The organism is Photobacterium damselae, assembly GCF_003026815.1.
In the GTDB taxonomy this organism is placed as follows: domain Bacteria; phylum Pseudomonadota; class Gammaproteobacteria; order Enterobacterales; family Vibrionaceae; genus Photobacterium; species Photobacterium damselae.
The window spans coordinates 1-26,729 of the sequence record NZ_PYOG01000014.1 but is presented as its reverse complement, the minus strand read 5'-3'; the positions used below and the strand labels follow the sequence as shown (position 1 = coordinate 26,729).

24 protein-coding genes and 2 pseudogenes are annotated in these 26,729 nt (G+C 39.7%); 14 read left to right on the top strand and 12 right to left on the bottom strand.

Going from position 1 to position 26,729, the window contains the following annotated elements; genetic code table 11:
* Positions 1-19 precede the first annotated feature (19 nt).
* Complete coding sequence (locus tag CTN07_RS13135) at positions 20-688, bottom strand: SDR family oxidoreductase (RefSeq protein ID WP_005305863.1); 669 nt, start codon at positions 686-688, stop codon at positions 20-22.
* Positions 689-809: 121 nt separating this feature from the next.
* Between CTN07_RS13135 and CTN07_RS13130 the strand changes: the two are divergent.
* Positions 810-1,749: pseudogene (locus tag CTN07_RS13130) on the top strand (LysR family transcriptional regulator).
* 35 nt (positions 1,750-1,784) lie between these two features.
* Here the strand turns inward: CTN07_RS13130 and CTN07_RS13125 are convergent.
* Both CTN07_RS13125 and CTN07_RS13120 read right to left on the bottom strand, forming a co-directional pair.
* Positions 1,785-2,357: an outer membrane beta-barrel protein gene (locus CTN07_RS13125; RefSeq protein WP_005305856.1), complete on the bottom strand. Its 573-nt coding sequence runs from the start codon at positions 2,355-2,357 to the stop codon at positions 1,785-1,787.
* Between the two features lie 89 nt (positions 2,358-2,446).
* Positions 2,447-3,025, bottom strand: coding sequence for a hypothetical protein (locus CTN07_RS13120; RefSeq protein ID WP_005305853.1), 579 nt, complete (start codon positions 3,023-3,025; stop codon positions 2,447-2,449).
* Positions 3,026-3,643: 618 nt separating this feature from the next.
* Here CTN07_RS13120 and CTN07_RS13110 point away from each other — a divergent pair.
* From CTN07_RS13110 to galM, 7 genes are all read left to right on the top strand, one after another.
* On the top strand, positions 3,644-5,521 hold the full coding sequence (locus CTN07_RS13110; protein ID WP_005305850.1) for a DUF294 nucleotidyltransferase-like domain-containing protein: 1,878 nt from the start codon (positions 3,644-3,646) through the stop codon (positions 5,519-5,521).
* Positions 5,518-6,267 carry a 3'-5' exonuclease gene (locus CTN07_RS13105; RefSeq protein WP_005305846.1) on the top strand — a complete coding sequence of 250 codons (750 nt, stop codon included), beginning with the start codon at positions 5,518-5,520 and terminating at the stop codon, positions 6,265-6,267. The genes CTN07_RS13110 and CTN07_RS13105 overlap by 4 nt, the downstream gene beginning before the upstream one ends.
* 188 nt (positions 6,268-6,455) lie before the next feature.
* Positions 6,456-8,120 carry a BCCT family transporter gene (locus CTN07_RS13100; protein WP_005305843.1) on the top strand — a complete coding sequence of 555 codons (1,665 nt, stop codon included), beginning with the start codon at positions 6,456-6,458 and terminating at the stop codon, positions 8,118-8,120.
* Between the two features lie 230 nt (positions 8,121-8,350).
* A complete protein-coding gene (galE, locus tag CTN07_RS13095) occupies positions 8,351-9,370 on the top strand; it encodes a UDP-glucose 4-epimerase GalE (protein ID WP_036765829.1) in 1,020 nt (339 codons plus the stop codon).
* Positions 9,371-9,448: 78 nt separating this feature from the next.
* The gene (locus CTN07_RS13090; protein ID WP_005305838.1) at positions 9,449-10,501 is read left to right on the top strand and encodes a UDP-glucose--hexose-1-phosphate uridylyltransferase; all 1,053 of its coding nucleotides are present in this window, start codon (positions 9,449-9,451) and stop codon (positions 10,499-10,501) included.
* A 98-nt stretch (positions 10,502-10,599) separates the two neighbouring features.
* A complete protein-coding gene (galK, locus tag CTN07_RS13085) occupies positions 10,600-11,760 on the top strand; it encodes a galactokinase (RefSeq protein ID WP_036765828.1) in 1,161 nt (386 codons plus the stop codon).
* A 9-nt stretch (positions 11,761-11,769) separates the two neighbouring features.
* Positions 11,770-12,834 (top strand): galactose-1-epimerase, encoded by a 1,065-nt coding sequence (gene galM, locus CTN07_RS13080; protein WP_005305832.1) that lies wholly within the window; start codon positions 11,770-11,772, stop codon positions 12,832-12,834.
* 100 nt (positions 12,835-12,934) lie between these two features.
* Here galM and CTN07_RS13075 read toward each other — a convergent pair whose 3' ends face one another.
* The 5 genes from CTN07_RS13075 to CTN07_RS13050 all read right to left on the bottom strand — a co-directional run bounded on the left by CTN07_RS13075 (position 12,935) and on the right by CTN07_RS13050 (position 17,751).
* Positions 12,935-13,279 (bottom strand): hypothetical protein, encoded by a 345-nt coding sequence (locus CTN07_RS13075; protein ID WP_005305830.1) that lies wholly within the window; start codon positions 13,277-13,279, stop codon positions 12,935-12,937.
* 183 nt (positions 13,280-13,462) lie between these two features.
* A complete protein-coding gene (locus CTN07_RS13070) occupies positions 13,463-14,035 on the bottom strand; it encodes a DUF2913 family protein (protein ID WP_005305828.1) in 573 nt (190 codons plus the stop codon).
* A gap of 250 nt (positions 14,036-14,285) precedes the next feature.
* Complete coding sequence (locus CTN07_RS13065) at positions 14,286-14,771, bottom strand: VOC family protein (RefSeq protein WP_005305825.1); 486 nt, start codon at positions 14,769-14,771, stop codon at positions 14,286-14,288.
* A 175-nt stretch (positions 14,772-14,946) separates the two neighbouring features.
* A complete protein-coding gene (locus tag CTN07_RS13060; RefSeq protein WP_005305822.1) occupies positions 14,947-15,885 on the bottom strand; it encodes a DMT family transporter in 939 nt (312 codons plus the stop codon).
* A gap of 822 nt (positions 15,886-16,707) precedes the next feature.
* On the bottom strand, positions 16,708-17,751 hold the full coding sequence (locus tag CTN07_RS13050) for a GMP reductase (RefSeq protein WP_005305818.1): 1,044 nt from the start codon (positions 17,749-17,751) through the stop codon (positions 16,708-16,710).
* Positions 17,752-18,297: 546 nt separating this feature from the next.
* Between CTN07_RS13050 and CTN07_RS13045 the strand changes: the two genes are divergently transcribed.
* Positions 18,298-18,660 (top strand): hypothetical protein, encoded by a 363-nt coding sequence (locus CTN07_RS13045; RefSeq protein ID WP_036766061.1) that lies wholly within the window; start codon positions 18,298-18,300, stop codon positions 18,658-18,660.
* 50 nt (positions 18,661-18,710) lie between these two features.
* On the opposite strand, the gene CTN07_RS13040 is transcribed toward CTN07_RS13045, so the two are convergent.
* Positions 18,711-19,721 (bottom strand): AraC family transcriptional regulator, encoded by a 1,011-nt coding sequence (locus CTN07_RS13040; RefSeq protein ID WP_005305811.1) that lies wholly within the window; start codon positions 19,719-19,721, stop codon positions 18,711-18,713.
* Positions 19,722-19,882: 161 nt separating this feature from the next.
* Here CTN07_RS13040 and CTN07_RS13035 point away from each other — a divergent pair, with 161 nt between their 5' ends.
* From CTN07_RS13035 to CTN07_RS13015, 5 genes are all read left to right on the top strand, one after another.
* Entirely contained in the window at positions 19,883-20,242 is a 360-nt protein-coding gene (locus CTN07_RS13035) for a hypothetical protein (protein WP_050787826.1), read from the top strand.
* A complete protein-coding gene (locus CTN07_RS13030) occupies positions 20,235-21,458 on the top strand; it encodes an HlyD family secretion protein (RefSeq protein WP_005305810.1) in 1,224 nt (407 codons plus the stop codon). The genes CTN07_RS13035 and CTN07_RS13030 overlap by 8 nt, the downstream gene beginning before the upstream one ends.
* A gap of 271 nt (positions 21,459-21,729) precedes the next feature.
* Positions 21,730-22,056, top strand: coding sequence for a VPA0510 family protein (locus tag CTN07_RS13025; protein WP_036765825.1), 327 nt, complete (start codon positions 21,730-21,732; stop codon positions 22,054-22,056).
* Positions 22,057-22,203: 147 nt separating this feature from the next.
* Positions 22,204-22,521: a hypothetical protein gene (locus CTN07_RS13020; protein WP_005305808.1), complete on the top strand. Its 318-nt coding sequence runs from the start codon at positions 22,204-22,206 to the stop codon at positions 22,519-22,521.
* Between the two features lie 57 nt (positions 22,522-22,578).
* Positions 22,579-22,758: a hypothetical protein gene (locus tag CTN07_RS13015; protein WP_005305806.1), complete on the top strand. Its 180-nt coding sequence runs from the start codon at positions 22,579-22,581 to the stop codon at positions 22,756-22,758.
* Between the two features lie 120 nt (positions 22,759-22,878).
* Here the strand turns inward: CTN07_RS13015 and sstT are convergent, their stop codons facing one another.
* The 3 genes and pseudogenes from sstT to CTN07_RS22795 all read right to left on the bottom strand — a co-directional run.
* Positions 22,879-24,129 carry a serine/threonine transporter SstT gene (gene sstT / locus CTN07_RS13010; protein ID WP_036765824.1) on the bottom strand — a complete coding sequence of 417 codons (1,251 nt, stop codon included), beginning with the start codon at positions 24,127-24,129 and terminating at the stop codon, positions 22,879-22,881.
* Positions 24,130-24,645: 516 nt separating this feature from the next.
* Positions 24,646-26,355, bottom strand: a complete 1,710-nt coding sequence (locus CTN07_RS13005; protein ID WP_005305801.1) for a BatD family protein — start codon at positions 26,353-26,355, stop codon at positions 24,646-24,648.
* Positions 26,356-26,361: 6 nt separating this feature from the next.
* Positions 26,362-26,729, bottom strand: a pseudogene (locus CTN07_RS22795) (hypothetical protein); the annotation flags it as partial.

Sequence of the window (26,729 nt, the reverse complement as noted above, 5' to 3'; positions counted from 1 at the left end):
GTTAGCTAAATGTATGTTGTTAGCCAAGCAGTGCGCCACCATCAACATCAATCACGGCGCCGGTCATGTAGCTGTTTTCAATCAGAAGTCGGTAAGCTTTTGCAACGTCACTGGCTTCGCCAACTTTGCCCACAGGTAAACTATTTTGTGTGCGTTGGTACATGGCATTTCTATCGTCTTCGCTCATGCCTTGATATGCCTCAGTTCTAGTCAAGCCTGGGCTGACTGCATTCACTCGGATAGGAGCTAATTCTTTCGCCAGTATTTTTGTGGTTGCTTCAATGGCTGCGTTAATCGCGGTTTTTACGTAGGTGTTAGCAACAACTTTGCGCGATAACATGCCGGACGTTAGCGTGATTGAGCCGCCTTTCTTGATGTAGCGTGCTCCATGTTTCGCCGCGTTGATTGCGCCCCAAAATTTGGTATCAAAAGCGTATTTCGCTTGGGAAACATCCACGTCCACTACTTTGCCTGCTGGAGCATAAGAACCTGCCGTGACGATCAGGTGGTCAAAAGCACCAATGGTTTCGAAGTAGTGGTAAACCGATTGTTCATCGCTGATGTCTAACCCTGTTTTGCGGCTTGCTACGTGGATAATCGAATTGTCGTTTGCAAGTTGTTGGCTAAGTTCAGCACCAATACCTGATGTGCCACCTAGTACGACGTAAACAGTTTTTTCTGTTTTCATGATTTGTTTCTCCAATCTCGTTTCGTTGGAGCCAGTATATTGACTGGAAGAAATTTGATAATTGGGTAATATTTGAATTGATTATTCAGCTCAGTCGAATAATGAGGTTTTAGGAGAGAATGTGGACAAGTTTTCGGATATGACGCTGTTTGTCAGCATAGTGAAGAACCAAGGGCTGGCGGCGGCTGGTAGAGAGCTCGGCTTATCGCCGGCAACAGTAACGGCAAGATTGCAGTCGCTGGAAGATCGTTACGGGGTGAAGTTACTTAATCGCAGTACAAGGCATATCTCACTGACGGACTCTGGCGCTATGTACCATCAGGCATGCTTGGAAATCATCGACAGCGTTAAAGAGACGGAGAACTTACTCCAAACTGGCACGCAAAGAAGTGCGCGGCACACTTAAGATCTCGGCTCCTCGCGATATTGGTAAGCAATACATTTCGCCAATACTGTCGGAATTTAGTCAGCTCTACCCCGATGTGATCCCTTATCTGTATTTGAACGATAACTTATCCAACTTGGCGGAGTCCGGTTTGGATATTGTTATCCGATATGGGGAGCTAGCCGACAGTAACCTTATCTCTCGCAAACTGGCGTCCAGTCGCCGTGTGCTTTGCGCTTCTCCTCAGTATTTGTCAAAGAAAGGCACGCCAATCACGCCACAAGATTTAGCACAGCACGATTGTTTAGCTTTGGTTCGCAGCAATGAAGAGTTGAAAACATGGCACTTTCAAGATGAAGAGCAGCACAATGTTGTTACTGTCGTACCGAAGCGTTTTTCTGATGATGGTGAAGTGATTCGTCAATGGGCGTTAGATGGGGCGGGTATTGCGTTGAAATCGATTCTCGATGTACAAGAGGACATCAAACAGCAGCGTTTAGTGACTGTGTTAAATGGCTACATGAAGAACTTCAACGCATCGACCTCTTCTGCAGGCGCAGATTTGAACGTGATTTACCTGAGCCGCCAGTATCAACCCAAGCGACTTCGTTTGTTTTTAGCGTTTCTGATTGAGCAGTTTAAATTACGATTCGAAGGCAACAATATAAATGAGTGAATAAACTTCATCTATATTGTGTTTATATCAATGAATTAAAAATGAATACTTGTACCAAATTGAACACCAGAAGTTTCGATAAGATCACTTTTGCTATACATATAGCCAAAATTAAAGCCTAACCATTTGTAACGCCATTCCACACCAGCTGCAACTTCTCCACCTAATTCAGAATCTGTGATTCGGTGTTGTTGCTTTTTACCTTCAATATTTGTTTGGTAGGTGTAATCTAATTTGTAATAGTTGATACCGACTTTGCCATATAGACTAAATCCGCCAGTTAAAGGATAGTTAGCGTACAGGTCAGAGTGAGGACCATAGTAGCTGATGTCAGTAATTTTTGTTAACGGGCTGATTAACATACTACCTAAACCGCCAGTTGAACTTCGATAACCAACTTCTAGACCAAAGTTTTCATTAAACATACGGCGGTAATAAAGATCACCATCGAATAGATCGCTGGAATCAAAGTCTTTCAGTTTTGTGGAAGCATTGAGGCCTCCATAACCAAGGTTTAGACCAATAACATTTGAGGGCGTTGCGGCCCAAGTTGCTGCTGATGCCGTAAATAGCGACGAGATAATATAAAGACGAAAGAGATTTGACATGCGATATCCTTATAGTATGTAGTGATATCGCATGGTATAGCGTAGAGTTGGGCGACTCTATCGGATGTTTGTCGTGAGTGTGTCAGACGTTACTCAATAAACTCATACACAAATGGTGCTTCAAGATCTTTTAGGATCATCTTTTGTAGATTGATACCAAACATCATAATGATTAAACACCAGTTCAAAAATGGCAATTTACCCGTATTAATACTGTCGATAAATTTTGCTGGGTTCCAATTATGAAGCTGACAGATATTTTCTGCCGTCATTTCTGGGTATAAACCACTATCAATTAGTTTGGAAAATTGTTCAGGTGTTGGGCACACAAAAGTGTTACGAGGACCAAACGCCGTTGGTTTGAAGAGGCGCAGTACTCGACGAATATCATCAACTTCAATGATCTTTTCATTTGTGCTGATATTTGGAATGCCAGCGAGCGCTGAAAGAAAACACCAACATGGGTATGGAATTGTAGAAACATCTAGCGGCTCTTTTTTATAGTTTGCCGTCCAGCTGTTGATATTTTTTTCTTGTAAACCTGTAACAAGAGCCAACTTTTTAGAATCGTAACCATGTTCTTTTAGTAGGTTCACGACTTCTGCAACTTCAGAAACTAAAGGTTTGCTCCACTTGTCGTAGGAAGAAAAAACACTTTCTCTAATCACAATTTTTTCCAGTGTGTTGATAAATTCGATGATGACCGCGAATGATACGTCTTAACGCTCCGTAACGCTACTGTTGACGAGGTTATTTCTGCGTTTGTGATGGTCTTAATAGATCTTTATTGATCTTATGAGGTAGGTTCTCATTATATTTTAGTTCTGTGAGAAGGAGATATTGAGCGATGCTACCGAGTAAAAGATGGAAAGCATGGGAGGAGACTCGTTCGAAAGGACAACGACGTTATGTTTTGACTTATGGTCTTTTTGTCGCACTAGCTATGATTTGTGGTCGTTTACTCACAGAGTATTTCACAACGGAACTTTCCTTATATGAACTTCTTAGAGAGCAATCTTCTTACATAATTTTTCTTTTCGTACTCTCACCGCTGTTTGCTTTACTCTTTTGGTATATACAGGAGGGTCTATATCAATTCTCTAAAAAGAGTAAGTGGGTACATCCTCTTCAATATTTTGATCAAAACGAGATATACCTCACATTAGCCTGCTTACACTTCGCCTCTCTAGTAAAAGATCGCTATAACTGATCAGTTTACATTCTAATATCCATAGTGGTTAGGTGGATATTGTTTCGGTGCGCGTACCGTACACAGTGAGAAGGTCATGGAAGTAGAACAAATCGAAGTATTAAATTTTATCAGTCAATATCCTCCTTTTGATGATTTGCCTGAAGATCGGTTAAAAGAGATCGCGCTTAATGTTGAAATCTCTTATTACCGAGCAGGTACCACCATTGTCAATTTTGGTGATGCTATTCATGACTTATTTATGGTACGCAGTGGTACGGTTGAAATTTATCGTCGTAAAGGTGAGTTATATAACCGAATAGATACTGGCGGCTTATTTGGTCAGATGGGATTGCTGATGAACAATAAGGTGCGTCTTCCTGCTAAAGCGACCGAAGATACGTTGGTTTATTGTATTCCTGAAGCGATTTTTAACGAGCTTTGTGACGAATTTGATAACTTTGCTGACTTTATGGAGTTAGAAGACAGTGCTCGTCTGCGCAGTGTGGTTTCAAATCATGCAGAAGGTAATGATCTTACCACAGTTAAAGCACGTAAAATCTTAACTCGTGAACCTGTGATCATTGATGCGTCTGAAAGTATTCAAGCTGCAGCCAACTTAATGGCAGAAGAAAATATTACAGCTTTGCTGGTTGCTAATTCAGAATCCTCTGATAGCGAAGAGCATGACCATTTATTGGGTATCTTAACCGATCGAGATCTCTGTATTCGGGTATTAGCGCAAGGTATTGATACGAATTTACCGATTTCTGAAGTGATGACAACAGATGTTATCTCACTAGATTATAACGCCTATGTTTTTGAAGCCATGCTAATGATGTTGCGTTATAACGTTCATCATTTACCCATCATTAAAGATAAAAAGCCCATCGGTATTATTGGCCTGACGGATATTGTCCGTTATGAGTCGCAAAACAGTCTGCTGTTAGTTAGTTCTATTTATCAGCAACAAAGTGTGGAAGAGCTAAAGAGTATTTCGACTCAAGTTAAAGATTGCTTTGTCCGCATGGTGGGTGAAGATGCCAATGCTCATATGATTGGTAATGCGATGTCGGTGATTGGCAGCAGCTTTAAGCAACGTTTAGCAGAATTAGCAGAGGCAGAACTTGGGCCTGCTCCTATTCCATATTGCTTAGTCGCAATGGGCTCTATGGCTCGTGATGAGCAATTGATTGTTACCGACCAAGATAATGCGTTGATTTTAGACGACAGCTATGACGAAGCTATTCACGGTAACTATTTTGCGCAATTTGCTAAGTTTGTGAGTGACGGTTTAGCTGAATGTGGTTATAGCTATTGTGATGGCGATATTATGGCAACCAATCCTCAGTGGCGTAAGACTCGTACTGAATGGGAAGAATGCTTTGCTGAGTGGATTGATCATCCGAACCCTGAACGTTTACTACATAGTTCGATTTTCTTTGACATTGCAGGAGTTTATGGGCGAGTAAAATGGGCTGAACAATTAAACAGCTTCATTGTTCGTCGAGCTAAAAAGAACAACCGTTTCTTAGCTTGCTTGGCTCATAACGCGATCAATCGCACTCCACCTCTGGGGTTCTTTAAAGATTTTGTGATGGAAAAAGATGGCCGTCATCGTAACTCTATCAACTTAAAACGTCGAGGAACGGCACCTCTTGCTGATCTGATCCGTGTTCATGCTTTAGCTGTGGGTTCACAACAACAGAATTCATTTGATCGCCTAGATGACATTATTGATGCGGGTATTTTGCCTAAGGGACGTGGGCAAGACTTACGTGATGCTATGGAATTGATCTATATGGTTCGTATTCGTCACCAAGCTCTGGATATAGAAAATGGTGATGAACCTGATAACAGTATCGAGCCTGAAAATATGTCGGAGTTTGAACGTCGTAACTTGAAAGCGGCTTTTCAGATTTTAAGTAATGCCCAAAACTTTATTAAATTCCGTTATCAGAGAAATAGCCGATGATCCGTTTATTTTCCTCGGCAAAAGAGGATGAGCCATTACTTGATACATCTACCACACCCAATTGGCCTGAGCGTTTTGTTCAGTTAGCAACAGAAAGCAAAGACCAGCGACTCAAGCAGTTTTATGAAGCATCTTGTGTGGCAGGGGATACTCCATTAAAAGAGGTTCCTTTTGTGGCTCTGGATCTTGAAACGACGGGGCTAGATTCACAACAAGATCAGATTATTTCTGTCGGGTTAGTACCGTTTACACTCGATCGTATCTATTGTCGTCAATCAGCCCATTGGGTGGTTAATCCTCACCGTTTGTTGAATGAAGAATCGGTCGTTATCCATGGTATTACCGATTCAGAAGTTCAAGATGCCCCCGATCTGCGAGTGATTTTAGAGCAAGTTTTGCAAGCTCTAGCAGGTAAAATTGTGGTGGTTCATTACAAAAATATTGAGCGCGGTTTTTTGAATCAGGCGCTGCTTAAACGACTTGGGGAGGGCATTGAATTTCCTGTTGTAGATACATTAGATCTTGAGGCGGCGATTCAATATCGGCAGTGTCGTGGTTTTTTTAACCGATTAAAAGGAAAAAAACCAGGCTCAGTGCGTTTAGGTCATGCTAGAGAGCGATATGGATTGCCGACATATCAACCGCATCATGCCTTAACGGATGCATTAGCGTCAGCGGAATTGCTACAGGCGCAACTGGCTTATTATTTTACGCCAAATACGCCTATTTCAGAGGTTTGGCAGTGAGTAAATGATTAGCTTTATGATGCCTTTACATTGGCATCAATAAAGATAACATATTGGTGCCTACCAATAACGGAAGCAAAAAGATAGGGAAATAGAGGCTAAATGTTGCCTTGATCATTTTTGTTATTCCTCTCTACATCACATACATAATAATTTTGGCATCTTGTCACGTATTTAAGGAGTAATTCGTGAGCAACGATAATAATGGCGGGATCCAACGTCCCGACGGTAAAGTAAAAGCAATTGATACTGATTATCAGATTGGTCAGGACAATATCGCTTTGAAAGTAGGGCCATTTGGTCTCGATATCCATAACCGAGTATTTGCAATATCAGGCATGTTTATCATCCTGTTTGTTGTTTTTACTCTTCTTTTCCGCGAACAAGTGGAACCATTTTTCTCAGGTTTGCGTAATTGGCTCACCTCAAACATGGATTGGTTCTTCTTATCTGCGGGTAATATTTTTGTTCTTGTTTGTTTAGGACTGATTGTCACACCGTTAGGTCGAGTTCGTATCGGTGGTACAGAAGCAACTCCTGATTATTCATATGCTGGTTGGCTAGCCATGTTGTTTGCCGCTGGTATGGGTATCGGGTTGGTTTTCTTTGGTGTATCAGAGCCTATGTCACACTTTAGCTCTGCTCTTGGTGGAGTTACGGTTGAAAATGGCGTTCGTACCGACTGGGCTCCGTTAATGGGCGCAGAAGGTAACACGGAAGCTGCGGCGGCTCTTGGTATGGCTGCAACTATTTATCACTGGGCTCTTCACCCGTGGTCAGTGTATGCATTATTGGCGTTAGGTCTGGCGATCTTCTCGTTCAATAAGGGATTACCTCTGACTATGCGTTCTATTTTCTACCCATTATTTGGTGAGCGAGTTTGGGGTTGGGTGGGTCATATCATTGATATCCTTGCCGTAGTAGCAACTGTTTTTGGTCTTGCGACATCATTAGGTTATGGCGCATCACAAGCTGCGACAGGTTTGAATTTCTTATTTGGCGTACCGATGACAGATACGACACAAATTGTGTTGATCGTTATTATTACTGCGCTGGCTTTGATCTCTGTTGTTGCAGGTCTAGACAGTGGTGTTAAACGCTTATCTGAAATCAATATGGGGCTGGCAGCATTATTACTACTTTTCGTAATTGTTGTTGGACCAACGCTGGCTATTTTCACTGGTTTCTTTGATAACATCGTTTCATACCTAAAAAATCTACCTGCTTTATCAGTACCTTTTGCTCGTGAAGATGTGAACTACTCTCAAGGCTGGACGGCATTCTACTGGGCTTGGTGGATCTCATGGTCTCCATTTGTTGGTATGTTCATTGCTCGTGTATCGCGTGGTCGTAGCGTTCGTGAGTTTATTGTTTGTGTTATCTTAATTCCATCAACAGTATGTGTATTGTGGATGACTGCTTTTGGTGGTACAGCAATCAGTCAATATGTTACAACGGGTTATCAAGCAGTATTTGATGCAGATTTGCCTCTGAAACTGTTTGCGATGTTAGATATTATGCCATTTGCAACGATCACATCGATTATTGGTATTGTGCTGGTTGTGGTCTTCTTTATCACATCCGCTGACTCGGGCTCTCTTGTGATTGATACCATTGCAGCTGGTGGTAAGGTTGATGCTCCTGTTCCTCAACGTGTATTTTGGTGTACGTTTGAAGGCCTTGTTGCTATTGCACTACTACTTGGTGGTGGTCTGGCAGCAGCTCAGGCGATGGCTGTCACAACAGGTTTGCCGTTTACGTTTGTTCTACTGGTCGCGACAGTTTCGTTAATCAAAGGATTGATGAGTGAGCCGCGTCCAGCTCGTAAATCTCGTAAGACAGCAACTCAGTAACCTAATTACTGTTATCGATATAAAGGTGAGCTTCGAGCTCACCTTTTTTTTACCTAGTATTTATATGAGCTCTTAATATATCGAGTGTTTTTTTATGATTTTGTGGAAACGTTTACACATTGAGAAATAGATCACGGAACTGAATCCTATTTGATTGATAGACTCTGAATCAGTTAAGCAACTTGAGCATCATGAGAAATAAGGTGTTCAGCAGTCTTGGAGAGAGCAAAGTGGAAATTCTTGTCACTGGCGGTATGGGATACATTGGTAGTCACACCTGTGTTCAAATGATCGAAGCAGGTATAACACCTATCATTGTTGATAATTTATGTAATGCAAAAGAAGAAGTTCTTACTCGAATTGAAGCATTGACGGGTATCCGACCGATCTTCCATCACGGTGATATTCGTGATGAAGCGTTTCTAGATACTGTATTTTCGCAGCATAGAATTGAAGCCGTTATCCATTTTGCAGGCCTTAAAGCTGTTGGAGAGTCCGTAGCTAAGCCTTTGGAATATTACGATAATAATGTGACAGGCACTTTAGTTTTAGCTCGAAGCATGCGCAAAGCGGGTGTAAAAAGCATCGTATTTAGTTCATCTGCTACCGTTTATGGCGATCCTGATATTGTGCCTATTACTGAAGACTCTCCAACAGGGGCAACCACAAACCCTTATGGCACTAGCAAACACATGGTTGAGCAGTGTTTAAGTGATCTCTTTAAAGCTGAAGATAACTGGAGTATTACCCTACTTCGTTACTTTAATCCAGTAGGAGCACATCCATCGGGTTCAATGGGTGAAGATCCTCAAGGTATTCCAAATAACTTAATGCCATTTATTGCTCAAGTTGCCGTTGGTCGTCGTGAAAAATTGGCTGTTTTTGGTAACGATTACCCAACTCCTGATGGTACAGGTGTTCGTGATTACATTCATGTTATGGATCTTGCCGATGGCCATATTGCAGCACTCACGGCAGTTGGTAAAAAGGCTGGATTACATATTTACAATCTAGGTACGGGTAAAGGCTCAAGTGTTCTCGAAATGGTTGAAGCGTTTAGCCAAGCTTGCGGTAAAGCGGTTCCATTTGAAATTTGTCCTCGTCGAGCAGGTGATATTGCTGAATGTTGGGCAAGCACGACTAAAGCTGAGCGCGACCTTGGTTGGAAAGCAACACGCACTGTTGCAGAAATGACGGCAGATACTTGGCGTTGGCAGTCTGAAAATCCACAAGGCTATTCCCTGGTGTAACTAAAGCCTTACCACGATTACTTGCGTTTTCCACATCGGTTTGGAAGGCGGATAAAAAATTTAAGAGTTGAGAAAAGCATGTCAAACGTTGAATTTAACCCAGTTGATCATCCTCATCGTCGTTATAACCCATTAACGGGTCAGTGGATTTTAGTCTCTCCTCACCGAGCAAAACGTCCATGGAGTGGTGCGGATGAAAAACCTGCTACCGAGCAACTTCCGAGTTACGATAGCAAGTGCTTCTTGTGTCCAACTAATGAACGTATTTCAGGTGATGTAAATCCAGATTATAAGGGCACTTATGTCTTTACGAATGATTTCGCAGCTTTGATGGTCGATTCGCCTGACGCACCTAAATCGGATAATCCACTATTTCAAACCCAAGGTGTACGTGGCTTAAGTCGAGTGATCTGTTTTTCTCCTGATCACAGTAAAACTTTACCTGAATTACCTGTCGAGAAAATCCGAGGGGTGATTGATACTTGGAACGACCAAATTGAAGAGTTAGGTAAGGATTATATTTGGGTTCAAGCTTTTGAAAATAAAGGTGAGGCAATGGGTTGCTCTCAGCCTCACCCGCATGGACAGATTTGGGCGAACAGCTTTTTACCTAATGAGATTGAACGTAAAGAGCACAATTTAAAAACTTATTACCTAGAAAATGGCCGTAACCTGTTAGTTGATTATGTCCAAGCCGAACTTAAAGATGGTTCACGCATTGTGGTTGAAACAGAACATTGGGTTGCTTTGGTTCCTTACTGGGCGGCGTGGCCATTTGAAACTATGTTGCTACCGAAAACGCATATTCGTCGTATGAGTGAACTGACGGAAGGGCAACGAGACGATCTGGCGTTGGCGATAAAGAAATTAACGAGCCGTTATGACAACTTATTCCAATGTTCTTTCCCTTATTCCATGGGGTGGCATTACGCTCCATTTTTTGAACAAGGAACGAATATTGACCATTGGCAACTTCATGCTCTGTTTTATCCGCCGTTACTTCGCAGTGCTACTGTTCGAAAATTTATGGTCGGTTATGAAATGCTGGCAGAAAGTCAGCGAGATCTTACTGCAGAACAAGCTGCACAGCGTCTGCGTGATCTTAGTGACATTCATTATAAAGAACAATAACTGCAGTCAGATTTGAAGCTGAACTGACAATATCAAAAATATACATTGCGGCTTGAGATTCGAGTCGCTATTAAAGAATTACATCGTGAGAATTTACTATGTCTGATCTAATCCAAAACGTAACGCATTCATTTAATCAAGTTTTAGGTTACGCGCCAACACACATTATTCAAGCGCCTGGTCGAGTTAATCTTATTGGTGAGCATACCGACTATAATGATGGCTTTGTTCTACCTTGTGCCATTAATTATCAGACAATGGTTGCGGCTGCAAAACGTGATGACAATATTGTTCGTGTTGTATCTGTTGATTACGATAATGCGGTAGATGAGTTTGATATCACTCAGGAAATTACATTCCAACAAGATAAAATGTGGGCGAACTACATTCGTGGCGTGGTGAAATATTTGCTTGCTCGTGGCTATCAATTTACTGGCGCTGATATTTCTGTGAGTGGTAACGTTCCTCAAGGTGCAGGTTTAAGTTCGTCTGCAGCGCTTGAAGTTGTTATTGGTCAAACATTTAAAGTCTTATTCAATCTTGAAATTAGCCAAGCCGATATTGCCTTAAATGGTCAGCAAGCAGAGAACCAATTTGTCGGCTGTAACTGTGGCATTATGGATCAGATGATTTCCGCTGAAGGCCGAGAAAATCATGCTATGTTATTAGATTGCCGCAGTTTAGAAACAGAAGCTGTCTCAATGCCAGAAGATATGGCTGTGGTCATCATTAACTCAAATAAGAAACGTGGTTTGGTTGATAGCGAATACAATACCCGCCGTCAGCAATGTGAAGAAGCGGCTCGTATTTTTGGCGTTAAAGCGCTGCGTGACGTCACGATTGAACAGTTTAATGAAAAAGTGTCTGAATTAGATGAGCTGGTGGCAAAACGTGCTCGTCACGTAATTACTGAGAATGATCGCACAGTAGAAGCCGCTCAAGCCCTACGAGCTCATGATATGAAGCGTATGGGAGAGTTAATGGCTGAGTCACATGCTTCAATGCGTGATGATTTCGAAATCACAGTGAAAGAGATTGATACTTTAGTTGATATCGTAAAACAAGTGATTGGTGAGCAAGGTGGTGTTCGTATGACTGGTGGTGGCTTCGGCGGTTGTATTGTTTCATTAGTTCCACCTTCATTGGTTGAGGATGTAAAAGCCGCAGTTGAATCTCAATATGAAGCAGCCACAGGCCTTAAAGAGTCTATCTATGTGTGCCAAGCAAAAAATGGTGCTGGCCTAGTAGACGCTCTATAAGGGGTAACAATGAATCCCGATATCATTAAACTAGTTCAAACGATGGCACAGTCGCCATCGTTTGATGGTCAGCCGGCAAAGTTGGTACATCTAACCAATGCATCTGGCATGACGGCTTCATTTATGGATATAGGCGCGACTTGGTTAAGTTGTACTGTTCCAATGCCAGAAGGAGCACGTGAAGTTTTATTGCGCTCTGCTAATATGGATGAGCACATGAAGCAAACCGCGTACTTTGGTTCAATCGTTGGTCGCTTTGCTAATCGTATTGCGAAAGGTCAGTTCTCTGTTGATGGTGTTGATTATCAACTTGATATCAACAATGGTGAGAATGCCCTTCATGGTGGGTTAGTTGGCTTTGATAAACGTCGTTGGGCAATTGAGAAGCAAACAGATAATCAAGTATGTTTTGCATTACGTTCTGTTGATGGCGATCAGGGTTACCCTGGTAATCTGGATGTGATGGTGACCTACACACTGGATGAGGAAAATCAGCTTACTATTTTATACCAAGCACACTGTGATGCTAGCTGCCCGGTCAATTTGACGAATCATGCGTATTTTAATCTGGCAGGAGAAGGTAGTGCATTTAATGCGTTAGAGCATAGCCTGCAGATTAAGGCTCCTTATTATTTACCTGCAGATGCTACCGCGATACCAACGGGTGATTATAAACCGGTAGTCGGTAATAGCTTTGATTTTACGTCATTAAAGCTGATTGGTTCTGAGTTTTTGCAAGATGAAGATCAAAAATTAGCGGCAGGTTATGACCACAGCTTTGTCTTTTCTGAAGAGATAGTTGATGGTAAAACGCCTGTTGCAAAACTGGTCTCGCCAAATCATGATCTTACTATGATAGTGAAGACGACAAAGCCTGCAATGCAAGTGTATACAGGGAACTATTTGTTAGGTTCAATTGGTGCAAGTAAAGCGTATCAAAACCATGATGGTGTGGCACTAGAGACTCAGTATTTCCCTGATTCGCCAAATAAAGAACAATGGCAGCAACTATGTCCACTGTTATTGCCAGAGCAAACTTACCATCATCAAACCTGTTATCAGTTTGAGTTTTAAATTTTGGGAATAACTTCTAAGTTTTGATAGTAAAGCCCGCTTAATTGAAGTCGTCACATTAAGTTAGACTTTCAGTTAAGCGGCTTTATTTTTTCGGTTCTTAATGCTTAAACGTATTCGTTTCTGTTGCACTTGTGGCGGTTAGATCGCCTGATGGATTGATCAGATGAGGAATGATTTTTGGAAGATTTAATTCAATATCATGATTCGTAACAGGGTTAATCGCCTCATTATACCAACCAAGTAAGCCAAGAACGGCATAGCCGATAGCATCATCTTCATCACGATGTTCTATGATAATCTGCAAAAAACGAAGAATTGCTTTATCATTCGATTTTGCTTGCTTTAATGTTTCGTGAAAGATAGCGGTTGCTTCACCAACAAGTCCTTCGTATTCGGTTTTGATTGCAACTTTAAATGAGCCGCCATCAACAGAAATTTTCATTATGATTCTACTTATGAGTCCTAATACATTGGTTGTCATGGTATCGAAGATCGTAGAAATTGTCGTGATAGAAGAGGATAAATCACGAGATAATCACAGAAGTGGGAAGTAGTTGGTGGATTTATATACCCAAGCCATTAACTTGATAAATTGCTTGGGTATATATCATTGCAATACGAAAAACTACATTCTGAACAACTCAACACGTAAGTGCATTTCATCTTCGTAAGCAACAACCGATTGGAAGTATGTACTCTCTTCAACAAATTGTGAAAAGAGTTCTTTGTCAGCTGCTTGACCAATAAAGAGAATTTGAGTCGATTTGATCATTAATCCGTCTTCATCAAAGCTGGATGTTAAATCTTCGTCCACAACACAAACAAGTACACGTCCATAACGAGCATTTAGATCGATACGATGAGCTTGAGAGTACTGAACTTTCGTTTCTAAATTAGCTTCAATTTTTTGAATTAAATCGACGAAACGATACAAATCGCTAGAGCAGGTTTGTAGCAAACTTTCATGATGTTGAACTAAAATGGTTTCTAAATCTGCACCAGATTGACGACCTAGAGATAGCCACTGTCGAGCAGGTTTCTTTGCTCCACGGTATTGATTACTTTTCACAATGCGCTTGAGAAAGTGGATAAGAAGGGTATTACGCTCTGCAAGACTTAAAGTTTTCTCAAGCTTTTTAAACTCTAAATGAAGTAAGGCGTTGGTTGTTACGTCTAGTAGTTGCTGGGATTGGTTCATTCGCGTACCGATTTGGAACTAGTATTAAGTATAATCATACTCTTACTGCCAAAAGATAACAGTTTTGTTTACATTGTTCCAGATGCAGCAACCATTTTATAAGAGTTGGTAAAGCGGTATTTATTTCAGCATGTAGCGATAGATTAGAGTATCAGTAAAAAGGATCGAGAGATATGCCAAGTTATGTGGCTATATCAAAGCTTCTATGTGAACAACTTTAGTATAAATCTCGACCCTTAAGACTTAGGTATTACTCATAATCTGAAGCATAAGTTTCCTCATAAGTATGAGAGTAAAGCTCAAAGAGGTTACCAAATGGGTCTTCCATGTAGATCATTTGAGCTGGCTTGTTATCATCTTCTGGGTGATAGCGCATAATATCCATACGTGCTTTACCACCATATTGTTCAATATTTTTAATGGCTGTTTCGAAATCGTCTGTTTGTAGACAAAAATGGAAAATACCTAAGCGAGAGAAATCAACTTCATGACGCTCTTGGCGCTCTTTCATTTCAAATAACTCAACGCCAATACCATCTGTTGTTACAAGGTGTGCAATATTAAAGCCTTTAAAACCTTCGCCGAATACAGCAATACACATACGACCAATAGCAGTTTCACGTTCTTCAATAACTTTGGTATTGCCCATAACAACCTTTAAACCTAAAGCTTTCGTGTAAAACTCGACGGCTTTGTCCATGTCGCCAACCATAATACCAACGTGATTCATTTTCATAATTAAGGTTCCTAGCTCTGATGTTTGTGGGTTTTGTTTCGATGAGATGAGTATAGGTAAGTATTATTAAAACAGGAAATTATCAAAAATTATAAAGTTAATAATATTTTGTTATTGCATGAAGGGGAAATAAAATCCTCCTATATAAAGGAGGATTTGAGATCATATAGTAAATTTATTTACTAAAGATGTTTTCTGGTTTATGTGGAGGATTTTTAGAGATCGACATTTTTCTAAACCAGTAAGGATCTGCCTTTGTTATGAATATGCCACCTAGAAGTAAAAACATTAACCCAACCGATAGCATTGAGATACTATTACCTGCAATCCATGTTGATAAACTTAATGCTATTAATGGAAAGAATAAAAAACATAGAGATGCGGTAAATGGTGTCGATACCTGTCCTAATTTAAAATATGCAACGATACCGCCAACACTAGCAATTAAACCTAAATAAATAACGGCAGCGATAGAGTCTGTAGAGAATTGCTCTATCTGTGGTACTTCAATAAATAATGAGGACATTATAAGAAGAATTGAAGCAATGAAACTTGGTAAAGCATTGTATGTAAGTACAGGCGTCCCTTTACAGAATTTTTCTACAAATACATACATGATTGCATGCATGGCCACTGCACCGCCTAAAGCCATAAATCCAAGTAGATAATCACTTCCACCAAGATTCATCTCTATTGTTAAGATGCCTATTAGGCTCAAAACAGCAATTAATAGCCCGAAGATTTGGTATTTTTGTAACCTTAGTCCAAGAAATAAATTGGATGTTAACATAACTGCAATAGGCATATTAGCAAAAATAATGGATGCTAATCCAGATGAGATATATTGTTCACCATATATCATTAAGGTAAATGGAATTGAAAAGTAAAAAACAGCTACAATCAACATCCAATGTCGCTTTCCCTTTGGGAAAAATAGAGGTTGTTTAAGAATAATAGCTAAGCTTATGAGTAGTGGTGAAGCCACTAAAAAACGTAAACCAGTAGCAAATATTGGTGGGATTGTTTGTACCGCAACTTCCATTGCAAGCCAAGTTGTTCCCCAAATTAAGCAAACAGACACAAATAATAACGTAGGAAGATGTTTATTATTCATAACAACCTCCAATGGAACTATTTATTGATATTATATGTTGTGGCTTTTTATTTATCTTACTATCTATATTTAAAGTAGTATTCATTTTGTAATCCCATTACAGGCCATGTAGATAATATTATCCACACAGATTAATCACAGGTACTGATATGCTTCAGCGCCTAATTTTATTGGGCTCATAATAAAGAGCGTATGAGTATATTGGGATTACAATATAGGAGGGCGGTGTTGTGATGAGATATCGATGTTAGTATATAACTCAACCATATTAGACTTTGGCTCATATGTATAATATGTTCCATAAGATACGTTATGTAGAGTGAAAATGGCACTATTCGAAGGAACATGGTGATGAGAACAGCATTGTTTTACATAACAAGTGCCACCTGGTTCACAACAGTTCGGCTCATTACAATTTGAATCTAGATGTTGCTCAGAGTAAGATGATAACTCACAAGATACTGATAAATCAGTATTTAGTGATAAAATATGAGAGGCTTGGTTTACGCTTGTGATATTAGCATATGTCATACCACTAGATAACGACAGAACAAATAGTGCTGTAAGTAATAAGTAAATTGTCGAGACGTATTTACTAAATTTCACATCTGTTCCATGATAAAAATTAAACCTAAGTATTAAGATATCGATAATAACTCGATAAAACAATAGCAGGAATGTTGAATTTACATTGTTTTACGCTAATCTATTTTATAAATACAAGTATTAACCAAGTTTGTATTCACTATTTGTATATTTCTTTATTAATGTTGATACAACCACTTATGGTTGTATCAACAACAAGAACATCTAAAATAAAACTTATTCTTTTCCGTACACGTTATTTTCTTGCTCTTGTACTCGAATAAACGTTGTGCGTTTTGTGAGTTCTTTTAGCTGAGCTGCACCGACATAAGTACAGGTTGAACGAACGCCACCCATGATATCTTGAATAGTGTTTTCAACAGGGCCTCGGAATGGTAGTAGGACTGTTTTACCTTCTGCTGCACGGTACTTTGCTACACCACCTGAGTGCTTATCCATTGCGCTCTGGCTCGACATGCCATAAAACTTCATGAATGTCTTGCCATTTTGTTCTATAACTTCACCGCCACTTTCTGTGTGAGCTGCAAGCATGCCTCCAAGCATAACGAAATCAGCACCACCACCGAAAGCTTTTGATACATCACCAGCACAAGAACAACCACCGTCACCAATAATACGACCACCAAGACCATGAGCTGCATCTGCACACTCGATGATAGCCGATAGTTGAGGGTAACCTACGCCAGTTTTCACTCGTGTTGTACATACTGAACCAGGGCCGATACCGACTTTAACAATATCAGCACCAGCAAGGATCAGCTCTTCAACCATATCGCCTGTTACAACGTTACCTGCACTAATGACTTTATTTGGGAATTGGGCTCGAACTTTTTGTACATATTCAACAAGATGTTCTGAGTAACCGTTGGCAATATCAATGCAAATGAAGATGAGATCATCACTCATTGCCATAATATCTTTGGTTTTTTGGAAATCAGCATCAGATGTGCCAGTAGAAACCATTGCGTTGTTGAGAACGCTAGCATCGTTTTGTTCAACAAATTCTTGCCAGTCAGCCGTTGTGTAGTGCTTATGAATTGCTGTCATTACATTATGTTTAGCAAGTGCTTGCGCCATAGCGAAGCTACCCACAGAGTCCATATTTGCTGCAATGATAGGTACACCTGACCATTGACGACCGCTATGCTTAAATGTAAACTCGCGGGTTAATTCAACTTGAGAACGGCTTTTTAAAGTAGAACGTTTTGGACGAAACAGTACATCTTTAAAACCTAACTTCAAGTCTTGTTCGATACGCATGGTTATTCCTTAATCAATTCGTATTGTTGCTCTTAGCAATGTCTGGTGGCAGCCAAACGTTTGCACTTAACGAGCAGGCACAAAAAAACCGGAGCGTTGGCAGACGCTCCGGTTTTCAGCATTATAGGTTCAGAAACTTTTTTAACAAGACTGATATTGTAAAATTTTTTGTGTTATCCTCTCGAAGATATACTCAATTTTAACCAATCATTAAAAATTGTTAACCTTCTCACACTTCCTGTTCTTTTATTTCTGATTTGTGCTTATTTAGACCTATACCTTATAATTATCAAAAAGATATACAACATTCATAGTCTGTGTTTTTGCCGTTTTTTATCGAAGTGGTTAAATAAAACAACGTTAAAAATTCTGAATTTATCTGTTTTTCACTTCCATTATTATCAAATGACTGCATAATCTAGACCCTATAATTTAACGCAGCAGTAATTTGGTTGTTATGCGTCATACACCAAATACATAACAATAGTGTGTTAAGACTGAAAATGGTCAAACATCGTACACTCACTCTTAGGATGGTTTACCTTGTTGAATAACAAAAAAATACAAAAACATTTTCCTTTAGATTTCTACGGAGAAGAGGGTAGCTGGCGGTTTATTATTCGTGCTGAGAAGCCGAATGAAATTGTTGATGCTATGTACTGGCGATCTTATGTTTCTTGCCATCGTAAAGACTTTGATTTGCTCAGAATGGCGGTAGATAAGTTTAATTATAAGTATAATTACTCAGCATCAGATTCTTCTGAGTTACATTATGGTCTAGGCGGAGCTCCTATGCGTGTAAACATGATGGGACCGATAGTTTTGATCTCTGATCTGCTAGCGAAGATTAAAGGCGAATCAGATCCAGATAGTGATGAGAGTGTCGAACTGGTTCCTGCCACTGTATAGATTCAATCCATAAGTAAAAGCAAAGGGGGAAATATTATCCCCTCCCTAGCTTATCGTGCACGCTCTAATAAACGTTGTTGATATTGTGTCGGTGTCACTCCGCGATAACGTTGAAACGCTTTTGAAAAACTCTGAACATTCTGATAACCCAATAAACTCGCAATTTTCTTAATATCCATCCCTTCCAACATATACTTTATGGCAACATTACACAGCACATAACTTGTAATACTGGTAAAGTTCAATCCGTAATTGTGTAATCTTCTGCTTAACTGCTGCGTTGAAAGCTGTAGTTTTTCTGCAACAAAATGAATACTTGGCCGATCATAATATCGGTTGTAGTTCACCATTTCATACATTACTTTGGCAAAGTCTTGTGGCTGAGGCATATTCAGTAAATCATCGAGTTGAAGGTTAGAAAGTAGCATTGGTTTGGTGACATTAAAAACGCACTCATTTCCTGTTTCTAAAATCGCAATATCAATCCATACTCGAGTCATCGGCGCATTCCATGTGATGTTGCAGCCAAAAAAATCCTGATAATCAACGACGCGTTCAGGTTTTCCGGATATCTCTACATGAATAGGATGATAGTCGGTTCCCATATAGTTACGAATTACATTAGTAAACATTATTGCAACTCTTAAGCTATCAAGTAATCGTTGTTGTCCCATGAGATAATGGTTGCCATACGTCCATTTAATCACCTTGGCTGATTGCTCGCCATGGAAGGTTGCACCTGATTGCAAACATGATGAACCATAGTTAATTCTTCGAAATGCCAGCGCCAGATCGGGAGATGAAAGGAACCATTCACCGAGCATACCCATTTGTTCAAATCGAACCAGATCTGCAATCTTTGCTAAATAATTCGGATCTCCAGTCATCTCAATGGCACTTTCTAGCCAAGCTGTCATATCCAAAAATGGTGTAAGCGACATAGGTTCTTGCAATAGTTTTGCTGGTATATCCCAATGTTGAGGGGATAGCTGATAGCGCTTTTCTAAACCATTTAAAATTGGCTGAAAGAACAGGGTTCTAATAAAGGCTGTATCAATCATTATTATTTTCTCGGTGGATTGATTTAATCATAAAAGACCATTTTAAGATTAAATCAATCCAATTTCATTTCTATAGTCACATAATTGTCTGAGAATATCTGCAACAGATAACAAGAACATAATGATAAATATTTCGTTTTCATCTTAAATTGGAGATGTGTATGAGCCTCTTTAGTATGCCGTTTGTTGATACGGGTGTAGATACGGCACTGCATGTATTTGCAGGTGTTGTGTTAATTGCAACCATTGCCGCTGCTGCGATTGGTTTTTGGAAAATTCATGAAATACCTATTCATAAAGCTCATAAAAGTGATCATCATCAAATAGGTTTGATAACTGCATTAACTTGGATTGGCTTTATTTGGCATTGGGTTTGGGTTGTTGCCGTAATTGTTGCTTTTGTTGATGGAGAGCAAGCTCTGCGCCGAATCAGAGATATTTGGCACGGTAAAGAAGAGGAACCTCAGGTTGATACTGCCTCTTTAAAAAAGATGAAAACTGAGGAGGTAGAAAATGCTTGAAGGTTTAGCCGTATGGGCTCTATTTATTTATCTACTTCGCTTAGTGGGAATGCCGTGGAATAAGTTTACTAAAAGCTTTGCTTATCTAGGTGGTGGGGGATGGCTTGTATTTGTCTGGTTTGGCTTGATCACTTTCGCCCCTATGGATTTATCGGGGGGATCACTGGTTCAATCACCTCATATTCAGTTAAGACCTGCATCGTCGCAGATAAAAGGTCATGTGAAAGCTATTCATGTTGAGCCAAATCAAACCGTTGAGAAAGGACAACTCATCTATGAACTGGATGATGAACCATATCGTATCGCGCTCACTAAAGCAGAGACGAAACTTGACTCGGCCCATGTTGATTTAAAAATGGCGATTGAAGATGTCGCTAATGCAAAAACTCAGTATCGTTCTGCGGTAAAAGATATTGATATCACAAAAAATCAGTTAGTTGCAGCAAAAGAAGATTTAAGATTTAAACAAGCAACATTGAATCGATATGTTAAGCAAAATCAGGTGGTTAAGCACACAGTTACTGAAAGTATGTTAGATGAACAACGTACTGCAGTTAAAGTGGGTAAAGCACAAGTGACCACATTAGACTCTCAGGTTGAGAAAGCTGTGATTGCATCAGAACAAGCAAAAGTAAGATTAGAGCAAGCACAGTTAGCGGTTACGAGTCGAGAAGTTGCGGTTAAGAGTGAGCAAGAAAATGTGGCACAAGCCCAATGGAATTTAGAGCACACACAAGTTTATGCTCCTGCTGATGGATATCTGACCAATTTCATCATGCGTGAGGGCCAATATGTTGGTGTTGCTCCTCGTATTCAAATGTATACCGATGAAAAGTACGTATTAATGCGAGTCAATCATCAAGCTATCCGTAATGTAAAAGCAGGGCAGATGGCTGAGTTTGCTTCTGCTGTCTATCCAGGAAAAGTTTTTGCTGCTGAGGTTGAGGGTATTATTGAAGCAACAGGAGAAGCTCAAGGTAGTTTGTTAGCTCGTGATGATAATGTTCGACAAACAACAGGAGCTAATATTGCCAATAAGCATCATTTTGTTCGCTTAAAACTTATTGAAACAGAGGGCTATGATATCCCTGTAGGCTCGGTTGGACTTGCTTGGGTCAGCGCTGAAAAACCGATTGGATTTCTTGGGTTTCTTGATGTTATTCGAGGCATTATTATTCGAATGAAATCTCAGATCTTTTACGTATGGTCAATGTAGATCAAAACAAGTAAAGAGCATTAATAGAGATAATATGAGTAACTTGTAGTTTTGGCTGTAATTCCAATTGTTCATCTGAACGAGGCTCTGGGATTACAGCCTTTTTTCTTTGTGGGGTGGAGTTTGGTAAATATGAAAAAGTATGTCGTTGTCATTGACACTAATTTACGAGCATAACTTTGACATCTCATTGACCAATTGCTGACATCAATATTAATCTCTAAGCCTATTATCTTTCCAAAGCAATTCCCGATTACAAGAGAAGGATGTGATGAAAAAACTCATTATTGGCATGGTTATTACTACTCTATTAGTACCCTCTATGGCTTTTGCAAAACCACATAAGCATCATCATCATAAAAAACACCATAAAGATGTGATCATTGTTAAGCCCAAACACCATCGACATCACCATCGTCATCATCGTGATGTTGTGATAGTAAAGCCGGGTCGACCGTATTATAAACCTTGGTATTACCGCTCAAGTCTGCCTGAAATTGCAACATTTGCGGTGATTGCCGGAGTGACCTATGCAATTGTAGATAATATGTATTACAAACGAGATGGTGACCGTTATATAAAGGTAATGAAACCATAATAAATTAACTATCTGATATAATAGAAATTTCAGATTGATTCAGAAGCTTTTTGTATTTGTAAGTGTGTTTTTTCTTTAGAAAATAATATAAAGAGCACTGTTTTTTTGTTCTGGATATGAACACTCTCTATTAAGGAGCCTCTGATAATGAAATTTGTTAAAATTCTACCTTTACTGTGTATGGTTATGGCTTCTACGGCTCAAGCGGATAATCTAGTTGACCGCTTAAATCAGGTAGATCAAGGCTTACAAAGTGCACAAAATGCCGTAAACAGTACTCAGAACTCAATTCGTGATGGTCAAAATCGTATTGATAATACTCAGCGCTCTATCGATGAAATCAAAGATGGAACTTATGTTGAGAATCGTGTGAACAATAAAGTGCGTAATACGAAACGTCGTGCAGTTGATAACTTGATTCAGCGTTCAAACAATGCGATTCGTAAAGCGACAAATACTTACTAATATTATGATGTCTAAGCGGTCTTTAGACATAAGATTCTAACTAAACAGAGAAATAATATGTTGCGTTTGATTGTATTAGCATTAGTTGGGTTTGGTATTTATTTAGGTATAACTTATAAAGACAAAATTGACGATGCTCGTAATGTTCGCCCATTTGAGAAAGTGCAAGATGCGGTAGAAGATGCTAGGGATAATGTCAAAGATAAATTTGAAGAGCTAAAAGGCCATAATAATTAGTTCTATACCTAGATAACTTAAAGATTCAGAATGTTATCTCTGATTCTTGTTCAAAAAAAGCCTCCAGTGTTTATGAAATGACTCATTAACGCTGGAGGCTTCTTCTATTGTATGAAGATATTATTCAGCAGGCGCCAGATTTGGCGCTTCAGACTTTTTTCGCTCTACCGCACGACAGGCTGCTGCTGTGAAGATAACATCCGTTGAACTGTTAAGAGCCGTTTCGGCAGAATCTTGAATTACCCCAATAATGAAACCTACCGCAACAACTTGCATTGCAATCTCATTTGGAATACCAAATAAACTACAAGCAAGAGGAATCAATAGCAAAGAACCACCAGCAACACCAGATGCACCACAAGCGGAAACTGCAGCAACAATACTTAGCAATACTGCTGTCGCAATATCTACTTCGATACCTAGAGTATGAACTGCTGCTAACGATAAGATCGTAATCGTAATAGCGGCACCACCCATATTGATTGTTGCACCAAGCGGAATAGAAACAGAATAAGTATCTTCGTGAAGGTCAAGTTCCTTACATAACTGCATATTAACTGGAATGTTAGCTGCAGAGCTACGAGTAAAGAAGGCTGTAATACCACTTTCACGAGTACATTTTAGGACTAATGGGTATGGATTCTGGCGTGTTTTGTAGTAAACGATGGCAGGGTTTACGATAAATGCAATGATTGCCATAGAACCTAGTAGAACCGCCAGTAGATGCGCATAGCCTGCTAGTGCAGCAAAACCAGTTTCTGCAAAAGTATTTGCTACAAGACCAAATATACCGATTGGCGCAAGACGAATAATAAAACGTACGATTAGTGTAACGCCATTAGACATGTCATGGAAAACCTGTTTGGTTGCATCACTTGCCTGATGAAGAGCAAAACCTAATGCAATTGCCCACGCTAAAATACCAATGAAGTTACCAGTCATAAGAGCATTGATTGGGTTATCAACAATTTTGAATAAAAGAGTATTGATAACTTCTGTAATACCTTCTGGTGGTGCAACACCAGTATTACTAGCAACAAGCGTCAAAGTGGTAGGGAAAAGGAAGCTCATTACTACAGCGGTTAATGCCGCCATAAAAGTACCAAACAGATAAAGCACAATAATAGGCTTCATATTGGTGTTACCGTCTTTCTTTTTGTTGGCGATGGACGATGCAACTAAAATAAAGACAAGAATAGGTGCGACAGCTTTTAGTGCGCTAACAAAAAGGCCTCCAAGGAAGCCAACACTCAGTGCTGATTGAGGTGACAGTGTCGCGAGAATAATACCCGCAATGATACCGACTAATATCTGGACAACCAGACTGCCATTCGCAACGCGTGCGAGAAAAGGTTGTGGTGATTGGTTCATATTACATCCTGCATGTTGTGCCAAGCTACATGGTGCGTTTACGTTGTGGCGAACAAAGCAAAACCGTATAGCATATAGCAGCATTCCCAGTGCTGTTATATAAGTTTAGCTATAGTTTACGCTCTACAACGATATTCCGCGTATTTATATTGGTTTATTATTTTGTGTCTGCAACATTTTTTAACAGGATCTGTTCAAAATATCCAGTATTGATTTTAGAAACTTTTAATCAACCATATTTTAACAAAATACTCGATATTACTAAGGGCTTAAGCTATTGCGATATTCAATAGTGAAATATTCTGTGATAAAGCTCAAAAATAGTCTGTTATTAAATTGTTTGAAAAAAGACAAAAATTAACTGCTGGCACTTTTTTGCCCCCTAAACGGGCATACAGAGAAATTAGTTGCAGATGAAATCTAAAGGAAAATTTTACACAAAAAAGCAGCGAGAAATATCACATTTATCGCTGCTTAAATTTGGCTTTAGAATGTCTCTTTCAATTAAGTCATACGCTACTTATTAGGGTCTAATTCAGCTAAATGAGAGCGCGATTGACTTTTCTTAGTGCTGGCTGTCGGTAATGCTTTGATTGCTTGCAGTAGAGCATCATTTTTCCATGTTGTTGCTTGCTTTGAGTACGCAGCATTCATCATTATTTCTATTTCATGAGCAACTTTTTGTGCTTCTGAGCTACCAACTAATTGTAAGTTTTCATTTTTCCATTGGCGGAAATAAGTTTGGGCTTTGATTGGTTCATTACGTTCTGCAGCTTGCTGTAAACCTTCTAATGTAGAGACTGTCACTGCTTCAGAATTGATTACTGCTGATCTTGTCTGTTTGCTGCGTTTTGCTTTAAGCAATGCAATGGTCGTACCTAGCCATAAAATTGTCATTAATGCAGTCAACCAAGGCCAAATACTTGCGTAAGCACTATCATTTTTAGTTACTGAAGATGATGTGCTTGGTGCTACATTTGTGTCTGTAATGTTGGCTATTTTATCTTCTTGGTTATTAAGTGCAGAACTGGTATTGGCTTCTTCTTGCATTACCGTTAATTTCATGCCATCAATAGAGCTTGTTTGTTCCTTTCCTGTCACTGTATTGAACCAATTTACAGACAGTCCTGGAAGTGACAACTTGCCTTCCTTTCTTGGAATAATTACTTGCTTTACTGTCATTACAGTATAACCATTTTGATTGCTATACTCTGGCTTTTCGTTGTAACTACGAACACTACTTGGATATTCCAAGCTGATATTTGGCATATTACTTTGAGAGGTATTTTTAATCTTCAAAGTAATGAGGCGAGTAAGCGGCTCTCCAACTTTCACCGTGCTATTTTGAGGTTGCCATTGCTGCTCTAATTTTAGATCTGTCGTGGGAATCCATAATCCGGTGTAACTTTCAGGTTTTGCTTTTATCTCTAACGCAATATTTTCTGCGGTACGTTTTACCGGAATATTGACGCTAGGACTAAAGCCAAACCCACCTCGATTACCTTTCACTATGTTGCCACTAAACTTTGCTCCGTTTAGCGTGATTTTACCGGGTTTTTCTGCCGTAATTTGATAGTAACGAGTTACGACAATGTAGCGACGACCGTTTACTACCGTTTCTGTCTGGCGATCATCTCCTTGTTGAACAACATCAAGACCGTCACCATATGGTGCAGTTAGTGAGGCTTGTGACATTTGTGCCCCAATTCGTAATTCGACACGGTAAGAGAAGGTTTCGCCTTGATATAACGAGGATTTATCTACTTCTGTTAGTAGTTGAACCGCTTGTTGATCTTGAGTTGTTTTTGTGGCGCTAGCATTTCTATTTTTTTCTACTGTGATAGTAATTGGTTGAGATTCTGTTGCTCCAATTCGGAAAGACGGGATAACAATTTTTCCCATCTTTTTAGCTGCAAGGGCGACATTCCATTCTGTTGAGCGGGAGATGGCGCCATTAATCATACTAGTACTGTTACTCACACTGGGTGTGCCATAGTTAAAATCGGCATCCAATGGGCTCAGATCGAGTGCATTAGCATTTACACTATCATCGATTTTTACTGTGAGTTGGAATACGTCATTGAGCCCAACTATGTTTTTTGAAACTGTTGCTTCGACCTGTGCTGCAAACGCAATAGCAGGAGAGAGTATTGTTAACAGTGCGATAAGAAAGAGACTTACCCACTTTGATTGGCGGTTTTTTTTGTTATTAAGTAACTTTTTCATTCTTTATTACCATGAGTTCTCTGTTTCTTGCTGCTGTTGAGCTCGCTGTCGAGCTTGTAAGATCATCTGAGCTCGAATTAATTCACTTGTATCATCAGGAATCTGCTCAAGTTTTTTTAATATAGGGTTACTTTGTGTAACAGTAGCTTCTCCCGGTTTTTTGCCTTCTTGGCTAGGAGTGACGGCTAACTCTTTTTCTTTGTTATTACCTTTTTTTCCTTTACTTTCATCCGTTTTAGCTTCAGCCTGCTGTTGCTGTTGCTGTTGCTGTTGCTGTTGCTGTTGCTGTTGCTGTTGCTGTTGCTGTTGCTGTTGCTGTTGCTGTTGCTGTTGCTGTTGCTGTTGCTGTTGCTGTTGCTGTTGCTGTTGCTGTT